The sequence below is a fragment of the Halomonas ramblicola genome, assembly GCF_030409215.1.
GTDB lineage: Bacteria > Pseudomonadota > Gammaproteobacteria > Pseudomonadales > Halomonadaceae > Halomonas > Halomonas ramblicola.
On record NZ_JAUFPL010000028.1, the window covers coordinates 598,715 to 618,329 of the forward strand.

20 protein-coding genes are annotated in these 19,615 nt (G+C 68.8%); 4 read left to right on the forward strand and 16 right to left on the reverse strand.

Going from position 1 to position 19,615, the window contains the following annotated elements; all coding sequences use genetic code 11:
- Positions 1–2: 2 nt before the first annotated feature.
- The 4 genes from QWY80_RS13755 to QWY80_RS13770 form a co-directional block, all read right to left on the reverse strand.
- Positions 3–1,943, reverse strand: a complete 1,941-nt coding sequence (locus QWY80_RS13755) for a phage tail sheath family protein (RefSeq protein ID WP_290232466.1) — start codon at positions 1,941–1,943, stop codon at positions 3–5.
- A 113-nt stretch (positions 1,944–2,056) separates the two neighbouring features.
- A complete protein-coding gene (locus tag QWY80_RS13760) occupies positions 2,057–2,233 on the reverse strand; it encodes a hypothetical protein (RefSeq protein WP_290232468.1) in 177 nt (58 codons plus the stop codon).
- A 711-nt stretch (positions 2,234–2,944) separates the two neighbouring features.
- Complete coding sequence (locus QWY80_RS13765) at positions 2,945–3,784, reverse strand: fructosamine kinase family protein (protein WP_290232470.1); 840 nt, start codon at positions 3,782–3,784, stop codon at positions 2,945–2,947.
- Between the two features lie 141 nt (positions 3,785–3,925).
- The gene (locus QWY80_RS13770; RefSeq protein ID WP_290232472.1) at positions 3,926–4,432 is read right to left on the reverse strand and encodes a fasciclin domain-containing protein; all 507 of its coding nucleotides are present in this window, start codon (positions 4,430–4,432) and stop codon (positions 3,926–3,928) included.
- A gap of 214 nt (positions 4,433–4,646) precedes the next feature.
- On the opposite strand from QWY80_RS13770, the gene QWY80_RS13775 reads away from it, so the two are divergent.
- Positions 4,647–4,958, forward strand: a complete 312-nt coding sequence (locus QWY80_RS13775) for a YqfO family protein (protein ID WP_290232474.1) — start codon at positions 4,647–4,649, stop codon at positions 4,956–4,958.
- Positions 4,959–5,024: 66 nt separating this feature from the next.
- Here QWY80_RS13775 and tal read toward each other — a convergent pair whose 3' ends face one another.
- The 12 genes from tal to QWY80_RS13835 form a co-directional block, all read right to left on the reverse strand.
- Positions 5,025–5,975, reverse strand: a complete 951-nt coding sequence (gene tal, locus QWY80_RS13780; protein ID WP_290232476.1) for a transaldolase — start codon at positions 5,973–5,975, stop codon at positions 5,025–5,027.
- A 19-nt stretch (positions 5,976–5,994) separates the two neighbouring features.
- A complete protein-coding gene (xylB, locus tag QWY80_RS13785; protein ID WP_290232478.1) occupies positions 5,995–7,473 on the reverse strand; it encodes a xylulokinase in 1,479 nt (492 codons plus the stop codon).
- Positions 7,473–8,960, reverse strand: a complete 1,488-nt coding sequence (locus tag QWY80_RS13790; protein WP_290232481.1) for a mannitol dehydrogenase family protein — start codon at positions 8,958–8,960, stop codon at positions 7,473–7,475. The genes xylB and QWY80_RS13790 overlap by 1 nt, the downstream gene beginning before the upstream one ends.
- A gap of 48 nt (positions 8,961–9,008) precedes the next feature.
- A complete protein-coding gene (locus QWY80_RS13795) occupies positions 9,009–9,632 on the reverse strand; it encodes a nucleoside/nucleotide kinase family protein (RefSeq protein WP_290232484.1) in 624 nt (207 codons plus the stop codon).
- A 9-nt stretch (positions 9,633–9,641) separates the two neighbouring features.
- Entirely contained in the window at positions 9,642–10,430 is a 789-nt protein-coding gene (locus QWY80_RS13800) for an L-iditol 2-dehydrogenase (RefSeq protein ID WP_290232486.1), read from the reverse strand.
- Positions 10,431–10,481: 51 nt separating this feature from the next.
- Positions 10,482–11,156 carry an HAD family hydrolase gene (locus QWY80_RS13805; RefSeq protein ID WP_290232488.1) on the reverse strand — a complete coding sequence of 225 codons (675 nt, stop codon included), beginning with the start codon at positions 11,154–11,156 and terminating at the stop codon, positions 10,482–10,484.
- 9 nt (positions 11,157–11,165) lie between these two features.
- Positions 11,166–12,314, reverse strand: coding sequence for an ABC transporter ATP-binding protein (locus tag QWY80_RS13810; RefSeq protein ID WP_290232491.1), 1,149 nt, complete (start codon positions 12,312–12,314; stop codon positions 11,166–11,168).
- A 16-nt stretch (positions 12,315–12,330) separates the two neighbouring features.
- Positions 12,331–13,224: a carbohydrate ABC transporter permease gene (locus tag QWY80_RS13815; RefSeq protein ID WP_290232495.1), complete on the reverse strand. Its 894-nt coding sequence runs from the start codon at positions 13,222–13,224 to the stop codon at positions 12,331–12,333.
- A gap of 15 nt (positions 13,225–13,239) precedes the next feature.
- On the reverse strand, positions 13,240–14,130 hold the full coding sequence (locus QWY80_RS13820; protein WP_290232497.1) for a carbohydrate ABC transporter permease: 891 nt from the start codon (positions 14,128–14,130) through the stop codon (positions 13,240–13,242).
- Between the two features lie 64 nt (positions 14,131–14,194).
- The gene (locus tag QWY80_RS13825; protein ID WP_290232499.1) at positions 14,195–15,514 is read right to left on the reverse strand and encodes an ABC transporter substrate-binding protein; all 1,320 of its coding nucleotides are present in this window, start codon (positions 15,512–15,514) and stop codon (positions 14,195–14,197) included.
- Between the two features lie 150 nt (positions 15,515–15,664).
- Positions 15,665–16,621: a sugar-binding transcriptional regulator gene (locus tag QWY80_RS13830; RefSeq protein ID WP_290232501.1), complete on the reverse strand. Its 957-nt coding sequence runs from the start codon at positions 16,619–16,621 to the stop codon at positions 15,665–15,667.
- A 51-nt stretch (positions 16,622–16,672) separates the two neighbouring features.
- Entirely contained in the window at positions 16,673–17,230 is a 558-nt protein-coding gene (locus QWY80_RS13835; RefSeq protein ID WP_290232504.1) for an NUDIX hydrolase, read from the reverse strand.
- A gap of 78 nt (positions 17,231–17,308) precedes the next feature.
- Here QWY80_RS13835 and QWY80_RS13840 point away from each other — a divergent pair, with 78 nt between their 5' ends.
- From QWY80_RS13840 to QWY80_RS13850, 3 genes are all read left to right on the forward strand, one after another.
- Positions 17,309–17,944 carry a CoA pyrophosphatase gene (locus QWY80_RS13840; protein ID WP_290232506.1) on the forward strand — a complete coding sequence of 212 codons (636 nt, stop codon included), beginning with the start codon at positions 17,309–17,311 and terminating at the stop codon, positions 17,942–17,944.
- A gap of 6 nt (positions 17,945–17,950) precedes the next feature.
- The gene (locus QWY80_RS13845) at positions 17,951–18,619 is read left to right on the forward strand and encodes a 2OG-Fe(II) oxygenase (protein WP_290232508.1); all 669 of its coding nucleotides are present in this window, start codon (positions 17,951–17,953) and stop codon (positions 18,617–18,619) included.
- Between the two features lie 134 nt (positions 18,620–18,753).
- Complete coding sequence (locus tag QWY80_RS13850; protein WP_290232511.1) at positions 18,754–19,569, forward strand: M15 family metallopeptidase; 816 nt, start codon at positions 18,754–18,756, stop codon at positions 19,567–19,569.
- Positions 19,570–19,615: the final 46 nt, after the last annotated feature.

Sequence of the window (19,615 nt, forward strand, 5' to 3'; positions counted from 1 at the left end):
GCCTAGGCGGACTGACCCGCCTTCTGACTGAGCTTGACCACCACGAACTCGGCGGGCTTCAAGGGCGCGAAACCCACCAGCACATTAACGACCCCGTTATCGATATCCGCCTGGGTAGTGGTCTCGGCATCGCATTTCACGAAGAACCCCTGATCGGCGGTGGCCCCCTGGAAGGCTCCCTGTCGGAACAGGGTCATCATGAAGGCCGAGATGTTCAGGCGCAGTTGCTGCCAGAGGTCCACGTCGTTGGGTTCGAAGACTGCCCACTGGATGCCCCGGTAGATGCTCACCCGCAGCATGATGGCGGTGCGGCGCACCGGAATATAGCGCCATTCGGCATCGCTGGTGATGGTGCGCGCGCCCCACAGCACGCGTCCGGAAGCGGCGAACTGGCGGATGACATTGATGTTGTAGGGCGCCGGATTGAGCAGGCCCTGCTGGGCATCGGTAAAGGTGACCACCAGGGCCGCCGTCCCCGCCAGGGCCGATTCGGTGCCCGCCGGTGCCTTCCACACGCCGCGGCGGGCATCGGTCTTGGCGTACATGCCGGCGACGAAGCCCGACGGCGGCACCGGGATGGGCTCCGGCGACTGGCCGGTGGGGTCCACCATGGTCGCCCAAGGCAGATACAGCGCCCCATAGGAATTCTTGGGGGAAAGTCCGGCGACGAACGACTGCGCTTCGGCCGTGGTATCCACGTCCAACCCCATGTCGCCAATGAAGAAGCAGTCGCTGAGGGAGCGGGACTCGCAGTAGGCCATTCCCTCGCCCACCACATTGGCGGAACCGATGCCCGGCACGGCGATCAGGCTGACGTCATCCTTGTCGTCGAGCCTGCCGAAGGCCTCGATATAGGGCAGATCGGTGGTGATCGGATCGCCGTCGGAGCCGGCGCGAACCGAGGAAATCCCGGCGGCCGGCAGGCCATGATCGCCCACCCGATAGCGTGGCACCGCACCGCTATTGACCACCGGCCGGGTCACGGCCCCGCCCTGGGTTTCGGTGCCTCCTTCCAGGCGTCCCAGCCGCAGCAGGCTGGTGGCATTGGTGTTGCTATCGGCGGCCCGCGCCACGCTGACCGAGGAGGCGACGCCGCTCGTCCCGGAGGTCAGCAACAACACCCCGCCGTCATCCGAGGCGGTGAAGCCCGTGAACGCCGCCGGATCGGTGGAACTGCGCAGAGGACTCAACGCCTGGACCCGGGCATTCAGGGCGGCGACCACGTTCCCCAGGTCATCCAGGTTGTCGACGGTGCCATCGGTTACCGCCTCCTGCAGGTCGATGGTCTGATAGCCGTCCGCATTGATGTTGATTCGCAGCTGGGTACGCGGGCTGGTCAGCGGCAGGGTCGGTGTGCCCCCGCCGCGACTGGTGCCCGCCACGGCGTTGGTATTGGTCGGGTCGGCGGTGACCCGGATCAATGTCGAGGCATTGGTCACCTTCTCCACGAAGTTGGGCGCGTTCGGCACCATGCTCAGGTCCTCGAAGCGCTCGGTGGGTGTGCTGGCATCGCCCTGGTAGACCTCGAGAGTGAACTCGTTGCCGGGGTCCACGGTACCGTCGGTTACCACCAGTTCCAGCTCATTACCCCACTGACCGGGGCTGACCGCCTCGATGGTGAGGGTATCCTGCGGGGTGTCGGCGCGATCGGACAGCACAATATTGGCCGTCTCGACATTCTCCCCCGCGACGCGGACCACATAGCAGATCGCGCCGCCATTATTGAAGAACTGATAGACCGCATGGGCCAGATAGGAGTCGTCGAGGAATCCCCCGTACTGGTTCTCGAACTCGGTGAAATTGAAGATTCGCTTCGCCTCGGTGAGGCTGCCCTTCTCCGCCTGACCAATGAACGCCGCCGTGGAGGTACTGGCCGCCGAAATCGGGCGCACACCGCTGGAGACCTCATCGACATAGACGCCGGGATAAGAGACTTGAGCCATTGGGGTGTACCTTTTACGTTGTCTTGTCAGCCCTGTCGGTTAGAACCGATCGTTGATGCCGACGCCATCTCGCGGACCGCCCCCTCCTCGATCACCCCCTCACGCCGCGGGCGTCATGCCCCGCTCCTGGAGGTGGTGGAAGCACGGCGGGTGTCGGCATGCTGGCCTTTTCTCGCCTTGGCGCTGGAGGGCTTTTTCGCCTCCGCCTTGCCCTCCTCTCCCAGCGCCAGCACATACCGCTTGACCAGCTTATCGAGCATGGCGTTACCCTTGATATCGATATCGGACATCTCCACCGAACCCAGGGCGGGAATATGCCGGTATTCACCGCTGTTGCACGCTAGCGTTACGGGGCGTCTCGCCAGATTTCTAACCTTCACCATAGCTGGCCTCACTGGACTCATGGGAATAATTCAGATGAGATAGAGCAGCCTGATTCCTTAGCGACAACCCTGTTTCCTTATTACCACTCTATAGCACCACACGAATCTTAAGCGTACCTTCCCGCTGCTTTTCATCGTCTCTCACGATGACCGCATACCAACGGGTTCCGCCACATAAAAACAGCCAGACAACACACTAACCGGCTCTGCTTGTACAGAGTTGTCAGGCCGATTGTTCTGGCACTTCGGCATTTGCGCTATATTTCAACCCTAGTTTTACTTTTCTGGTACCGCAAGTCGATCCGAGCCATTACCGACCTTGGGTGACGGTACCCGCCTCGACACGCTGCGGCCCGGACCGTGAAGCGAGCCCCTGGCGACCCACGCCCCCATGAATAGACAGCAAAGATTACCCAACCAGCCGACAACGCAGTGACTGATGAGGCTTCATCAGACTGAGGTCATAGCAGCCAGCCGTAATGGCGCTCGTCGTGGAGAATCCGGAGCTCGAGCAAACTGATAGGGAAGGCCGTCGCCAGGGTGATGCGCGCCAGGCCCAGCAGCATCCCGAGAGCCACGACCTCGTGTGCGGGGTTGCCCGGTGGCAGCCACGGCCCCCTACCCCGCCGCCAGTCTGGCCACGCAGCGCTCCACCGCGCCGCGATAGCCGCCGCCGAACAGCAGCAGGTGGTTGAGCAGCGGATAGAGCTGGAACAGCGCCTCGCGCCGCGGCCAGTCGGCCGGGGCCTCGCCGTCCCAGTAGGCCTCGAAGAAGGCCTCGCCCGGCGAGCCGAACAGGCTCAGCATGGCCAGGTCCACCTCCGGGTAGTGGCGGTAGACCGCCGGGTCGATGAGCGCCGGCCCCCGCGGCGTGAACAGCACGTTGCCCGACCATAGGTCGCCATGCACCAGGCTCGCCGGGGCGTCCGGCAGCCAGGCCTCGAGTCCCTCGGCCACGGCCTCCACCCGCCGGCGCAATCGCGCGTCCAGCAGCCCGCGCGCCTGGCAGGCCTCGGCCAGCGGCAGCAGGCGCCGCTGGCGCTGGAAGGCGCGCCCGTCGGCGAGCGGCGCATTGGGCTGGGGCGTCGCCCCGCAGGCGTTGTCCCGGGGCCAGCCGTGGGCCTCCCCGGTCACGCCGTGCAGCCGGCGCAGCCCCTCGCCCAGGGCCGCCGCATCGCGGCCCCGCCCGGGCGCCGTCTCGAGCGCCTCCATCACCAGCCAGCCATCGCCCTCGGCGAGCACCGCGGGCACTACCAGGCCGCTGTCCGCCGCCCGCAGGGCACGCAGCCCGTCGGCCTCCCCGGCCAGGCGGTCGGGATCGTCGCGCTTGACCACCATCGGGCCCTGGTCGGTGGCCAGGCGGTAGACCGCCGCGATATCCCCGCCGGCCAGCGGTTCCGGCTCACCCGCCGGCACCAGCCCGGCCGTTTCCAGGTTTCTCGCCAGCGTCGCCTCCATGGCACGTCTCCTCTGATGCGCGTCTCCCCCAGGCTTGCCGGCCGGCGCCCGCTCGTCAAGCCGGCCGCCGAGACGAAAAAAGCCGCCCGGACGGGCGGCAACAGGGAGCAAGGGACAACAGAGGGGCCACGGCCCCGTGAATCACTCGGGCATCAGCACGGCGTCGATGACGTGGATCACGCCGTTGCTGGCCTCGATATCGGCCTGGACCACGGTGGCGTCATCGATCATCACGCTGCCGTCCATGGTGGTGATGGTGAGATCCTGGCCCTGGACGGTGGTAGCGCTGTCGGTGGCCATGGCGTCCTCGGCCATGACCTTCCCGGGCACTACGTGGTAGGTCAGGATCGCCTCCAGCTGGTCCCGGTTCTCCTCCTCCAGCAGCGACTCCACGGTGCCCTCCGGCAGCGCGGCGAAGGCCTCGTCGGTGGGAGCGAAGACGGTGAAGGGCCCCTCCCCCTTGAGGGTCTCGACCAGGCCGGCGGCCTCGACCGCGGCGACCAGGGTCTCGAACTGGCCCGCTTCCACGGCGGTGTCGACGATGTCCTGCTTGTCGCCATGATGATCGGCCAGGACGGCACCGGCCAGCATCAGGCCGGCGACGCCGGCGCCGAGGGTCAGGGGAAGGCTGGGACGGATAGTGCGCATGGTGTCTCTCTCCTCTCGGGCCGCCGGTGGTCGACCGGTCTGCCCCTTGGTGGGAACCCGGTCGGGCATCTTTCGCCTCGACCTATACACACCCTAGACAATGTATAGGATTTGAACAAGAAATTTTTCATTCCTGTACAAGAAACTCCACCGGGCTGACGCGCGCCCCCTTCCTGTGGCACAACGGGAACACTCACCCCAAAGGAGAACGACCATGTACAAGCTGGCCTTCTTCGTCCCCGTGGAGGACGCCGAGACGGTCAAGGAGGCGGTCTTCGCCACCGGCGCCGGGCGCATCGGCGACTACGAGGCGTGCTGCTTCCAGACCCCGGGCACCGGGCAGTTCCGGCCCCTGGCCGGTGCCGACCCGCACATCGGCCGGGTCGGCGACCTGGAACGCGTGGAGGAGCTCAAGGTGGAACTGGTCTGCGAGGACGCGCTGATCCACGAGGCGGTGGCGGCGCTCAGGGCCGCCCATCCCTACGAGGAGCCGGCCTTCGATGTCTGGAAGCTGGAAGCCTTCTGAGGCCGCTGACGACGGCGGCCCCGACGCCAGGCGCCGGGGCCGCCGGTTGCCCGGGGCGAACCGCACTCAGCCCAGCCGCTCGGCGAGGCGCGCCTCCAGGGTACGCTGGTCCTCGTCGAAGCGGCGGATGCCCTCGGCCAGCTTGTCGTTGGCCATGGCGTCCTGGTTGTGGCCCCAGCGGAAGGCGGGCTCGTCGAGCGGCGCGGGGCGCTCGCCGGCGGCGGGAATCTCCACGGCCCGGGCGACCTCGCCCTCCTCGGCCGCCAGCTCCTCGAGCAGCGCCGGCGAGATGGTCAGGCGCGGGCAGCCGGCCAGCGCCAGTACCTGGCCGACGGTGCGGAAGCTCGCCCCCATCACCACGGTGGCGTAGCCGCCACGGCCGACCCGCTCGCAGACCCCGCGTACGAAGCGCACGCCCGGGTCCTCCTCGGGGGCATAGTCGCGGCCGGTCGCCTGCTTGTACCAGTCGGTGACCCGGCCGACGAAGGGCGAGACCAGGAAGACCCCGGCGTCGAAGCAGGCCTGGGCCTGGGCCTCGCTGAACAGCAGGGTCAGGTTGCACTGGATGCCGTCGCGTTCCAGTACCTCGGCGGCGCGGATCCCCTCCCAGGTGGAGGCGAGCTTGATCAGCACGCGTTCGCGGCCCACGCCGCGCCTGTCGTAGAGCTCCACCAGCTCGTGGGCCTTGCGGATGCTGGCCTGGGTGTCGAAGGAGAGCCGCGCGGCCACCTCGGTGGAGACCCGCCCCGGGACGCGCTTGGCGATCTCCGCGCCCTTGGCCACGGCGAGGCGATCCACGGCATGCTCGAGGCGCGCCTGGGGGTCCCGGAACTCGCCCTTGACGGCGGCGAGTTCGGCGTCGATCAGCGCCTGGTAGCCCGGCATATCGAAGGCCTTGAGCAGCAGCGAGGGGTTGGTGGTGGCGTCGTGCGGCCGGTAGCGCTCGATGGCATCCAGGTCACCGGTGTCGGCGACCACCAGGGAGTGTGTCTTCAGGGCGTCGAGTCGTGTGGTCATGCGGTTCCTCCCGGGAGATTCAGTGAGTGCCATGGCGTTCGGCCAGGCACCGGCGGTAGCGGGCGTAGACCTCGCGGTAGGCGGCGACGCCGGCCGGGTCGGGCTCGGCCCGCGAGGCCTCGTCGAGGTGCACCAGGCGCGCGCAGAGGTCGGCCAGCTCGCCGCCCCGGTGGCACCAGGCGGCCTGCAGGGCGGCGCCCAGGGCCGCGGCGTCGGCGATCTCGGGGCAGATCACCCGGCTGCCGGTGACGTCGGCGACCATCTGCCGCCACACCGGGCTGCGCGAGCCGCCGCCGATCAGGCGGATCTCGTGCAGCCCCTCGGCCAGTTGGCCGAACTGGTCCAGGCCGTAGCGCAGGCCCAGGGTGGCGCCCTCCACCACCGCCCGGCACAGGTTGGCCTGGGTGGTGTTGACGCTGGTCAGGCCGTCGAGGCTGGCGGTGGCCTCGGGCAGCATGGGTACCCGCTCGCCGTTGAAGAAGGGCAGCAGGGTGACCCCCTCGGCGCCGATGGGCGCGCTAGCGATCCGCTCGCCGAAGCTCGCCAGGTCGAGGCCGAACAGCTCGCGGATCCGCGTGGTCGCCGAGGTCACGTTCATGGTGCAGACCAGCGGCAGCCAGCCGCCGTGGCTGGCGCAGAAGTTGGCCACCATGGCGCTGTCGGGCACCACCGGCTCGGGGGAGTGGGCGCAGATGGTGCCCGAGGTGCCGAGGCTCAGGGTCACCAGGCCCGGGCGGATGTTACCGGTGCCGATGGCGCCGAGCATGTTGTCGCCGCCCCCGCTCGACACCAGCACATCGTCGGCCAGCCCCAGCTCGCGGGCCACCTCGGGGCGCACGGTGCCCGCCGGTTCATGGGCGTCGATCAGCCGCGGCAGCACCCGCTCGGCGTCGAGTTCCGGGGCGATCTCGGTCAGGACGTCGTGGCGCCAGCGCCGCGTGCGGGTGTCGAAGTAGCCGGTGCCGGAGGCGTCGCCGGCCTCGGCCACCCGCTCGCCGGTGAGCCAGAAGTTGAGGTAGTCGTGAGGCAGCAGCAGGGTGGCGATGCGCGCATAGGCCTCGGGCCGGGCGTCACGCAACCAGGCGATCTTGGAGGCGGTGTAGCCGGTCTGCAGCACCAGGCCGAGCCGGTCGAGGCAGCCCGCCTCACCGCCCAGGCGCTGGATCAGCTCGGCGTTCCAGGCCGCGGTCTCGGTATCGCACCACAGCTTGGCCGGATGCACCGCCTCGCCGGCAGCGTCCAGGGCCACCAGGCCGTGCTGCTGGCCGGAGACGCCGATGGCGCGAATCGCCCGGCGGTCGATGCCGGTCATCGCCAGCACCTCGTCGAAGGCGCCACGCAGCGCCGCGATCCACTCGCCGGGGTCCTGCTCGCGGCGGCCGCCCTCCCCCTCGTCCAGGCGGTGCGGCCGGCTCGCCTCGCCGAGGACCCGCGCGCGGTCGACATCGACCACCACCACCTTGGTGCTCTGGGTCCCGCAGTCCACGCCGATGTACATCAAGCCTCTCCTCGTGTCGTCACCAGTGCCTCCAGTGTGGCACGGCTGCCGCCTTCGTGGAGCGAGGTCAGGGCCGACAGGTAGGCCTCACGAAAGCGGGGGGCCTCGGCCAGGTCGCCGAACAGCTCGCGATTCTCGATGAAGGCGGTGGGCCGGATGCGATTCTCGGCGGCGATGGCCATCAATTCCTCCCTGAGACGATCCACCACCGCGATGGGGTCGCCCGCCTCGTCGACGCCCTCGGCGTAGCGCGCCCAGCTGGCCACCACCGCCGCGCTGCGCCGGATCTCGCCGCCCCGGGCCAGTTGCTCGCGGATCACCGGCACCAGCCACTTGGGAATGCGATCCGAGCTCTCGGCGCAGAGCCGCGCCAGGGTGTCCTTCACCTCGGGGTTGGCGAAGCGCTCGATCAGGGTCAGGCGATAGTCCTCCAGGTCGATGCCCGGCACCGGGGCCAGGGTCGGCGAGCCCTCGAGGCGCATGTAGTCGAGCAGGAAGTCGACGAACAGCGGGTCCCGGCACACCTCGTGGGCATAGCGGTAGCCGGCCAGGTAGCCGAAGTAGGTCAGCGCCTGATGGCTGGCGTTGAGCAGGCGCAGCTTCATCAGCTCGTAGGGCACCACGTCGTCCACCAGCTGCACCCCGGCCGTCTCCAGCGGCGGGCGGCCGACGACGAAGCGATCCTCCAGTACCCACTGGGTGAAGGGCTCGCAGACCACCGGCCAGGCGTCCTCGACGTCGAAGCATTCGCTCAGCTCGGCGATGTCGGACTCGGCGGTCACCGGGGTGATGCGGTCCACCATGGCGTTGGGAAAGGCCACCGAGGCCTCGATCCAGTCGGCGAGCGCCGGGTCCCGGGCCCGGGCGTAGGCGGTGAAGGTCTCTTTCGCCACCTCGCCGTTGCCCTGGATGTTGTCGCAGGACATCAGGGTGAAGGGCGGAATGCCGCGCTCGCGGCGACGCGCCAGGCCCTCGACGATCAGCCCGAAGGTCGTCTTCGGCGCCTCGGGGTGTTCCAGGTCGTGGCGGATGTCGGGGTTCTCCAGGTCGAACTCGCCGGAGACCGGATGGAAGTTGTAGCCGCCCTCGGTGACGGTCAGCGAGACGATGCGGATCGCCGGATCGGCGAGGCGTTCCACCACCCCCGCCGGGTCGTCGGGGGCGAACAGGTAATCCACCAGGCTGCCGATGACCCGCGGCTCACGGCGGCCGTCGGGGTGCTTGATCACCAGGGTGTAGAGGTGGTCCTGGGCGGCCAGGACCTCCCGCATGCGGCGGTCGCCGGGCATCACCCCGACACCGACGATGCCCCAGTCCAGCGCCTCGCCGCGGTTCATCAGCGCATCCAGGTACATCGCCTGGTGGGCGCGGTGGAAGCCACCCACCCCGAAGTGGACGATGCCGGGGGTGACGGCGCCGCGATCATAGCCGGGCGTGGCGATCTCGGAGGCCAGCCGGTCCAGGTTGGCGTTGGTGAGTCGAGTCATGGGAATCTCCGGCCGAGCGCGCTCGGCGTGTCGGCCCGTGGCACGGCGTCAGCGCCACACCAGGTCGGGCGTAATGGAATGGGTCTTGACCAGGCGGGCGTTGGGCATGTCCTTGTGGCGCGCCTTCTCCAGGGCGCCGGCGGCATCCTGGCCCATGTCCAGCCAGCGGTCGAAAAGCCGCTGTTCGAGGACGTCGTCGGCCACATCCAGCATCACAGTCAGGTCGAACAGGGGATGCAGCTCGGTCCAGGGCGCCTGGTCGAGCAGCAGGTAGTTGCCCTCGACGATGACGACGCGGTGCTCGAGCGTGATCAGGCGTCCGCCGGCACGGGCCAGGTCCAGGGGCCGATCGAATACCGGCACCGCCACCGGCCGGTCGGCGCGGCGAATGCGCTCGAGGCCGACGCGCAGGCCGTCGACGTCGAAGGTATGCGGGGCCCCCTTGACCGACACCTGGTCGTCGGGTTCCAGCACGGCGTTATCGAAGTGGTAGCCATCCATCGGCACCACCGCGGACTGGCCCGGCAGGCTCTCGTCGATGGCCTCGCGCAGGCGCTCCGAGCGATAGGACTTGCCGGCCCCGGGCGGGCCGGCCAGGGCCACCACGAAGCGTGACTGACCCTCGGCGGCCTCTACCACCTGACGGGCGAGTTCGTGGAGTTCTGGCATCATGGGAAGACCTCAGCTCATCCAGTTGCCGCCGTCGACGTTCAGCGTCTGGGCCACCACGTACTCGCTGTCGTCGCCGGCCAGGAAGACCGCCGGGCCGGCGTAGTCTTCCGGTCGTCCCATCCGCCCATAGGGCACCGCCTCGCCCACCAGACGCTTCTTCTCGCCGAGGGGCCGTCCCTCGTAGCGGGCGAAGAGGGCGTCCACCTCGCCCCACATGGGGGTGTCCACCACCCCGGGGGCGATGCCGTTGACGCGGATGCCGTACTGGATCAGGTCCAGGGCACAGGACTGGGTCAGGCTGATCACCGCCGCCTTGGTGGCGCAGTACATGCTCACCAGCGGCTCGCCGCGGCGCCCCGCCTGGGAGGCCATATTGATGATCCTCCCCCCTTGGCCACGGTCCACCATCGCCTTGGCCACCGCCTGGAGGGTGAAGAACAGGCCCTTGACGTTGACGGCGAACTGCTTGTCGTAGCTCGCCTCGGTCACCTCCAGCACCGGGGCCATGTCGAAGACGGCGGCGTTGTTGACCAGGATGTCGATGCCGCCGAAGCGCTCGGTGACGCTTTCCACCATGGCGTCGATGGCCTGGCGATCGCAGACGTCCAGGCGCACGCCCATCAGGCGGGAGGCGGCATGGCCCTCGCCTTCCAGCGTGGCCAGGGCCTCGTCGATGGCGCCCTGGTCGATGTCGGCGATGACCATCGAGGCGCCCTCCTCCAGGTAGGCCCGGGAGATGGAAAGGCCGATGCCGCGGGCGCCTCCGGTGACGACGGCGATCCGATCTTGCAGTTTCATATGGCGTGTCTCGCTATGTGGGGTGGATGGTGGATGGCAAATGCGCAGGGCCTAGGCCTGCACTCGTCGGCGCCAGGCTTGCACCAGTGGCTCGAGGTCCCGCATGCGCTCGATGACCCGCCAGGCGCCGGCCGCGGCCAGGCGTTCGGCCTGGCCCGGCTGCACATGGCTGGCACCGGTGAAGCCGATCACCGTCATGCCGGCGGCGTGGGCGGCGGTGACCCCGGAGACGCTGTCCTCCACCACCAGGCAGTGCGCCGGCGGGGTGCAAAGCGTCTCGGCGGCCAGGCGGTAGAGGGCGGGATCCGGCTTGGGACGGGCCACCTGCTCGGCGGTGAACACCGGCGCCCCGGCGAGGAGGGCAGCGAGCCCGGTGGTGGAAAGCGAGGCCAGCACCCGCCGACGCCGGCTGTTGGAGACCACCGCCTTGGGCAGGTCGATGGCCTCGATGGCCGTGGTCACCCCCGGCATCGCCTGGAGCTCCCGGGCCAGCCGCGCCTCGATGGTGTCGTCCACCAGATCGGTGGCCGCCGGCGGCAAACGATGCGCGCTCAGGCCCTCCAGGTGGCGCAGAATATCGGCGGTGGTCATGCCCAGCGCCTGGCTGAGCACGGTGTCGGCGTCCAGGTCCGGCAACCACTCGCCGAGCAGCTCCACCAGGGTCGCCTCGGCGATCGCCTCGCTGTCCACCAGCACGCCGTCGCAATCGAAGATCAGGGTCTCCATGGGGTCCCCTCAGGCGCCGTTGACGTCGGTGGCGGCGCGGTTGTCCTGACGACGCAGGCCGGCCAGCGGGTGCAGCTCGAGGCTGGGAAGGGCCAGGCCATCGCTGTCGAAGAGATGGGCGCGGCCGGACTCGAAGCCGAAGCGCACCTTGTCGTGCACGCGATGGGCGACGTCGCCGTCGGCCATGATGGTCACCATGGCGTCGTCCATCTGGACGTACAGCGAGGTCTGGCCCCCCAGGCGCTCGAGTACCTGGATATCGCCGGAAAGCGGACCCTGGTCATCGTCGAGCACCAGGTGCTCGGGGCGGATGCCCAGCTCCAGCGCCGTACCGGGACGCAGGTCCCGGCCCTCCACCGGCACCTTGGTGACGCCGCCGCCCGGCAGGCGCACCCTGACCCCCTCGGCATCGGCCTCCACCACTTCGACGGGCAGGAAGTTCATCTTCGGCGAGCCGATGAAGCCGGCCACGAAGCGGTTGCGGGGATGGTGGTAGAGCTCCATGGGCGAACCGACCTGCTCCACCACGCCGCCCTGCAGCACCACGATCTTGTCGGCCATGGTCATGGCCTCGATCTGGTCGTGGGTGACGTAGATCATGGTGGCATCCAGCTCCTCGTGGAGCCGCGCCAGCTCGATGCGCATCTGTACCCGCAGCGCCGCGTCCAGGTTGGAAAGCGGCTCGTCGAACAGGAAGATGCTGGGGTTGCGCACGATGGCGCGGCCGATGGCCACCCGTTGGCGCTGGCCGCCGGAGAGCGCCTTGGGCTTGCGGTCGAGCAGCGGTTCGAGCTGCAGGATCCGCGCCGCCTCGCGCACCTTGTCGCGGCGTTGCTCCTTGTCGACGCCGGCCAGGCGCAGGCTGAAGCCCATGTTGTCCTCGACGGTCATGTGCGGGTAGAGCGCATAGCTCTGGAACACCATGGCCAGGCCGCGATCGGCGGGACCGACCTCGTTCATGCGCGTGCCATCGATCATGATGTCGCCGGAGGTGGCGCTCTCCAGGCCGGCGATCATGCGCAGCAGGGTCGACTTGCCGCAGCCGGAAGGGCCGACGAAGACCACGAACTCCTTGTCGTTGACCTCCAGATCGACGCCCTTGATGACGTGGGTGTCATCGAAGCTCTTGGTGACCTGATTGAGTTGTAATGTTGCCATGTTGGAGACTCCCGGATTACTTGACGGCGCCGAAGGTGAGGCCACGTACCATCTGCTTCTGGGTCAACCAGCCGAACACCAGGATGGGTGCGATGGCCATGGTCGAGGCGGCGGAGAGCTTGGCCCAGAACAGGCCTTCGGGGCTGGAAAAAGAGGCGATGTAGGCGGTCAGGGGGGCCGCATTGGATGAGGTGAGGTTGAGGCTCCAGAAGGCCTCGTTCCAACTGAGGATCACCGACAGCAGCCCGGTGGAGGCAATGCCCGGCAGGGTCAGCGGCAGCAGCAGGAACACCACCTCCTGGAGAGTGCTGGCGCCGTCCATGCGGCCCGCCTCGAGGATGTCCTTGGGCAGGTCCTTGAAGAAGGTGTAGAGCATCCACACCACGATCGGCAGGTTCATCAGCGTGTAGACGATGGTCAGGCCGGTGCGGGTGTCCAGCAGCCCGACGTCGCGGAACAGCAGGTAGATCGGTACCAGCACGCCCACCGGCGGCAGCATCTTGGTGGAGAGCATCCACAGCAGGGTGCCCTTGGTGCGCTTGGTGGGCAGGAAGGCCATGGAATAGGCCGAGGGAATGGCGATCAACAGCGCCGCGAGCGTCGAGCCGAAGGCCACCACCACGCTGTTCAGGGCGAACTTGAAGTAGTCTGCGCGCAGCTGGACCTCGGCATAGCTCTCCAGCGTCGGCGAGAAGATCAGGCTGGGGTCGGCGATGGCCGCCGACTCGGTCTTGAAGCCGGTCAGCACCATCCAGAAGATCGGGAAGAAGATCAGGCAGGCGATCGCCCAGCCCAGCACCGTCAGCCCCAGCCGGCGGGTTCGCGCCGAGCTCAGCGTCGAGGTGCGAGGTATCGGGACGGCCGGTGCCTGTCCGTCGGCGGCGAGGGTCTTGGTCTTGGCAGTGGTCATGAGAAGCCTCCGGCGCTAGCTTTCCAGGTTCTTGGCCACCATGCGGACCAGGAAGATGGCGACGATATTGGCGAGGATGATGGCGATCACCCCACCCGCGGAAGCCATGCCCACATCGAAGTCGAGCAGGGCCTGGATGTAGATCAGGAAGGCCAGGTTGGTGGTGGCCAGTCCCGGCCCGCCGGAGGTGGTGACGAAGATCTCGGCGAAGATGGTCAGCAGGAAGATCATCTCGATCATGATCACCACGCTGATCGCCCGCTTGAGGTGCGGCAGGGTGATGAAGAAGAAGATCGCCACCGGCCCGGCGCCATCCATGCGCGCCGCCTCGACCTGGTCGTCGTCCAGCGACTGGATGGCGGTGAGCAGGATCAATAGCGCGAAGGGCAGCCACTGCCAGGAGACGATGATGATGATCGAGGTCAGCGGCAGCGACGAGAACCAGTCCACGGCGGGCAGGCCGAAGGATTCGGCCACCCAGGAGAGCACGCCGTTGGAGGGGTGCATCATCATGTTCTTCCACACCAGGGCGCTCACCGTGGGCATGACGAAGAACGGCGAGATGGCCAGCACCCGGGCCACGCCGCGCCCGGGGAACTCCTGCTGGAAGAGCACCGCCAGCAGGGTGCCGCCGACCACGGTGATCGCCAGCACCGCCCCGACCAGCAGCAGCGTATTGCCCATCGCCGCCCACAGCGCCGGGTCGGTGAACAGGTAGCGGTAGTTTTCCAGCCCGGCGAAGCCGGTCATCTCCGGCATCAGCAGGTTGTAGCGCTGCAGCGAGAACCATACGGTCATCGCCAGCGGCACGATCATCCACAGAAACAGCAGGGTAACGGCGGGCGCCTGCAGCGACAGGGTACGGAGGCCCCCGACGGTGCGCCCGGCGGCTCGTGTCTTGGTCATGATCTGGCCCATTGGGATGGGAGGGATGGTGCCGGCCGGGGTGTTCCCCGGCCGACGCGAGGGATCAATCCAGGTAGCCGGCGCGCTGCATGGTGCGCTCGGTGGCACGCTGCGCGGTCTGCAGCGCCTGCTCCACCGTGACGTCACCGGTCAACGCCGAGGCGACGGTCTGACCGACCTGGGTGCCGATGGACTGGAACTCGGGAATGCCCACGAACTGCACGCCGATGTAGGGGCTGGGCTCCAGGGTCGAGTCGGTGGGATCGGCGCCCCGGATCGCCTCCAGCACGAAGTCGGCGAAGGGCGCCGCCTGCTGGTACTTCTCGTTGGCGTAGGTGGATTCGCGGGTGCCCGGCGGCACGCTGGTCCAGCCCTGGGTCTCGCCCACCAGCTCGATATACTCCCTGGAGGTCGCCCACTGGATGAAGGTCCTGGCGGCTTCCTGGTTCTCGGACGAGGCCGGGATGCCCAGCGCCCAAGACCACAGCCAGTGGGAGCCCTTGGGCGTCTCGGCCACCGGCGCCGGGGCGAAGCCCAGCCGGTCGGCGACCTCGGATTCGTCCGGGTCGTAGAGCTTGCCGGCCGCCGAGGTGGCGTCGACCCACATGGCGCAGTTGCCGCGGGAGAACAGTGCCAGGTTCTCGTTGAAGCCGTTGGAGCTGGCGCCCGGCGGGCCGTAGTTGTCCAGCAGGTCGACGTAGAAGGAAATCGCCTCCTGCCAGGCGGGGGAGTCGAGCTCGGGGTGCCACTCCTCGTCGAACCAGCGACCGCCGAAGGTGTTCACCAGGGTCGAGACGAAGGCCATGTTCTCGCCCCAGCCCGGCTTGCCGCGCAGGCAGATGCCATAGGTCTCGCTATCCGGGTCGTGGAGCTCGGCGGCCCAGTCGCGTACCTCCTCCCAGCTGGGCTGCTCGGGGACCTCGATCCCCGCCGCGTCGAACAGGTCCTGGCGGTAGTACATCATCGAACTCTCGCCGTAGAACGGCAGCGCATGCAGGGTACCGTCATGGGAGAGGCCGTCGCGGACCGACTGCAGCAGGTCATCGACGTCATACGCCTCCGGCAGGTCGTCGAGGGGCGTCAGCCAACCGCGCTCGGCCCAGATGGGTACCTCGTAGGTGCCGATGGTCATGACGTCGAACTGGCCGCCCCCGGTGGCGACGTCGGTGGTCAGTCGCTGGCGCAGCACGTTCTCCTCCAGCACCACCCAGTCGAGCTCGATGTCGGGGTGGGCCGCCTCGAACTCCTCGGTGAGGCTCTGCATGATCACCATGTCGTTGTTGTTGACCGTGGCGACGGTGATCTCGGTCTGTGCCTGGGCCTGGGAGGCGGCGGCGACGGCCGCCGTCAGGGTGGCCAGCGGCAGGGCTCGGGTGAGCTTCATGATGGGCTCCTCTCGGGACTCGTGTTGTTGTGTGTCGCGTCATCCTGATCAATTTGATCATCGATCAATCAAATGATCGGACACGGACCCAAAAAAAGCAAAGCCCGGAGCCCTAGACTTTGGTCGGAGAGAGTCGGGTGGACGGGCGGCTCAGCTCCCCGCCCGCTCGGTGATATAACGCGCCGCCACCTCGTCGGTGACCAGCCCCTTGAGCCAACCGCCGCGCAGGGCGGCGAGGATGGCCGGCGCCTTGCCGAGCCCCCCGGCCAGGGCCACCAGCGACTGGCCGGCCAGCATCTCCAGCGGCAGGCTGGTGATGCGGCGGCTGGTCGAGCAGTCGATCAACTCGCCCCGGGCGTTCATCGGCCAACCGAGGAGTTCGCCCACCGCCTCCAGGTCGAGGAGTTCCTCGAGCTCCTCCTCGGTGATGAAGTGATCCTGGAAGAGGGTCGCCTGGCGGTCGATCTTGCCGATACCGATGAAGCCCGCCTCGGCCCGGCGGGCGACCTCGGTGATGGCCCGGAAGAGGTACTGCTGCTGCATCGCCTCCTTCTCCTCCACGGAGCCGGCCACCACCGGCGCCGGCAGCAGGAAGCGCTCGCCGCCGGTCTTGTCGGCCAGCACCATGACGCCGTCATAGCGGTTGGCCGAGCCGTCGCGGGCGACGTTGCCCACCAGCGAGACGAAGCGGTGCTGGGGGCGCTCCATCCGGCTGAGCGACTCCACGGTGGCGCGCACCGAGCGGCCGGTACCCAGCGCCAGGGTCAGCGGCTCGCTGCGCTCCACCAGGCGGGCGATGCGCTCGGCGCCGGCCACCGCCAGGTAGTTCGCGGCGCCATCGGAGGCACCCGGCTCGGCGGGCACCACGTCGCAGAAGTCCAGGGCGAAGCGCTCGCGAATGGCGCCGGCCAGGGCCATGCAGGAGGCAATGGGGTGGTCGATGTGCACCTTGATCAGCCCCTCCTGGCGGGCCAGGGCCAGCAGGCGCTGTACCCCGGGGCGCGACACGCCCAGTTGCTGGGCGATCTCGTCCTGGGTCATGCCCCCCACGAAGGACATCCAGGCCGCACGCGCCGCCTGATCCAGCTTTACCTCGAACTTGTCCACGGTGCGTCCTTGTCCTCGCTGCCCCGCAGGATCGGCGCCAGGCCGAGCCCGTCAGGCTGAACCAAAATAGCGCTCGCGATCCTCGGCGGTGATGTCGCTGATATGCAGCGGGAACACCAGGTCGCGGCGGTCGGTGTAGAAGTGGCGCAGGGTGCGCTCGATGGTGGGGAAGGCGAGCTCGTCCCAGGGAATCTCGTGTTCCTCGAAGAGCGCCACCTCCAGGCTCTCGGGGCCGGCGTCGAAGCCGCCGGCCAGATCGGCGCGGAAGATCATGTAGACTTGGTTGATGTGCGGCAGGTTGATCAGGGTGTAGAGCCCGTGGATATCCACCTCGGCGCAGGCCTCCTCGCGGGTCTCCCGGGCGGCGGCCTCGACGGTGGTCTCGGCGTTCTCCATGAAGCCCGCCGGCAGGGTCCAGAACCCCTTGCGCGGGGCGATGGCGCGGCGGCACAGCAGCACCCGGGTGCCGCTCACCGGCAGGGTGCCGGCGACGATGCGCGGGTTCTGGTAATGGATGGTGCCGCACTCGTCGCACAGGTAGCGCGGGCGGTCATCCCCCTCGGGAATCGCGAAGCGCACGGTATGGCCGCAGTGGCTGCAGAAGTTCATGGGGCTCCCTGGCAGGCTGACGGGCTTGACGCCGCTCGAGGCGGCCGGGTAGAAGAGATCAAACCCGACGGAAATCCCATGTTAGAGAAACTTCGCGAACGCCTGCAAGCGCACCGCCCCCGCCGCGTGGCGCTGCGCCTGCCCGAGGCGGCGGTACTGATGCCCATCGTCGACCGCCCCGAGCCCACCCTGCTGTTCACCCGCCGCGCCGACCACCTCAACACCCACAGCGGCCAGGTCGCCTTTCCCGGCGGCAAGCGCGAGGCCCGGGATCCCGACCTGCTGACCACCGCGCTGCGCGAGTCCCGGGAGGAGATCGCCCTGCCCCCCGAGTGCGTCGAGCTGCTGGGCCGGCTGTCGGACGTGGTCTCGCTGCACGGCATTCGCGTCACCCCCTATGTGGGCCTGATTCCCCCCGACCTGCCGCTCACGCCCGATCCCACCGAACTCGACACCCTCTTCGAGGTGCCGCTGGCGCTGTTCCTCGAGGATCGTCGCCACCATACCGACGTCATCCCCGTGGACGGCCGCCCCTACTACGTTCCCAACTACCACGTGGATGGCCAGGTGATCTGGGGCCTCTCGGCGATGATGCTGGTGGAACTGCTCGCCGAGGGCTTCGGGCAGTCGGTGAGCCTGCACCGTGAGCCGGCGGGGCGGCTGTGTTACTTTCCCGAGCGCCTGGCGCGCATCCAGCAGCGCGCCACGTCCTGAGCGACCATGGAGACGACGACGCTGAACCACGCCCCCGCCCTCTCGCCCGTGGCCCTGCCCCGCCTGATCGATGCCCTGGTGGAACAGGGCTGGTACGTCGGCGAGGGGGACCTCGATGCCCACCTCTGCGCCGAGCTGCATGCCGAGCTGACGGCCATGGCCGAGCGCGACGCCCTGGCGGCCGCCGGCATCGGCCGTGGCAGCGAGCATGCGCTGCGCCGCGACATCCGCGGCGACGCCATCCGCTGGCTGGACCGCGAGAGCCAGGCCCAGCGCCGCTACCTGGAGGCCATGGGCGAGCTGCAGCAGGCCCTCAACCAGGCGCTCTTCCTGGGGCTGTTCGAGTACGAGGCCCACTTCGCCCACTACCCGCCCGGCGCCTTCTACCGCAAGCACCTGGACAGCTTCCGCGGCCGCGCCAACCGGGTCATCTCCACCGTCGGCTACCTCAACCCCGGCTGGCCCGCCGACGGCGGCGGCGAGATGCGGATCTTCGCCGCCGACGCCCCCGATCGCGAGGTGGCGAAGGTACGCCCCGAGGCCGGCACCTTCGCCTGCTTCCTCGCCGACAGCGTGCCCCACGAGGTGCTGCCGACCCGCCTGCCGCGGGCCAGTATCGCCGGCTGGTTCCGGCGCAACGCCTCGCTGGGCGGCCTGGTGGACCCGGCGCACTGATGGCGGCGGGCGCCTAGGAGCCTGTCGGATTCGACCGATCGTCGCCAGGGATTCGGACGGGCGCCTAGACTGCAAGGGGCAGGCGTGGTCTCCCCCGAGGCCACCGCACCCAAGCCCGCGCAGGGAGGTCCAAGATGAACAAGACCGCCGTCCGCACCCTCCAACAGTTCCTCCAGAAGCACGACACCTACAGCGGCCGCATCGACGGCATCCGCGGCCCCAAGACCCGCGCCGCCGTTGAGGCCAGCCTCGCGACCCTCGCCGACGAACTGCCCAAGGGCGCCGACGCCTGGAGCGACCGACGCCGCGCCATCGCCTGCCTGCAGCTCGCCTGTCGTCGGCACAAGATCGAGGTCGGGCCCATCGACGGCCTCTGGGGCCCGCAGACCGAGTACGCCACCGAGGTCCTGGCCCATCTCCAGGCCACCGGCAAGAAGCCCGCGCCCTGGCGCGACCAGCAGCCACTGGACGCCAACCCCAACGGCTGGCCACGGGAGGCGGAGCTCACCCAGGCCCTCGGCACCCCGACCCGCAAGCCGCCCCTAGTGGTGGTGCCCTGCCCCTGGCCGCTGGCCCTGGCCTGGGACCTCAACACTCGCCCCTCCGGCATCGGCTGCCACGAGCAGGTGGCCGACAGCCTGGCCCGGGTGCTGGCCCGCATCCACGACCACTACGGCCCCGAGCGCCTACGGGAACTGGGCCTGCATCGCTACGGCGGCTGCTACAACAAGCGTCGCAAGCGCGGCGGCACCAGCTGGTCCACCCACGCCTGGGGTATCGCCATCGACTGGGACCCGGCCCACAACAAGCTCAAGTGGGGCCGCGACCGGGCACGCCTGGCCGGGCCGGAGTACGACACCTGGTGGCGGCTCTGGGAGGAGGAAGGCTGGGTCAGCCTGGGCCGCACCCGCAACTTCGACTGGATGCACGTGCAGGCCGCCAAGCCATAGGGCCCGAGGCGACGAGGCCGGCGCCCTGCCCCGGCGATGCCCGACA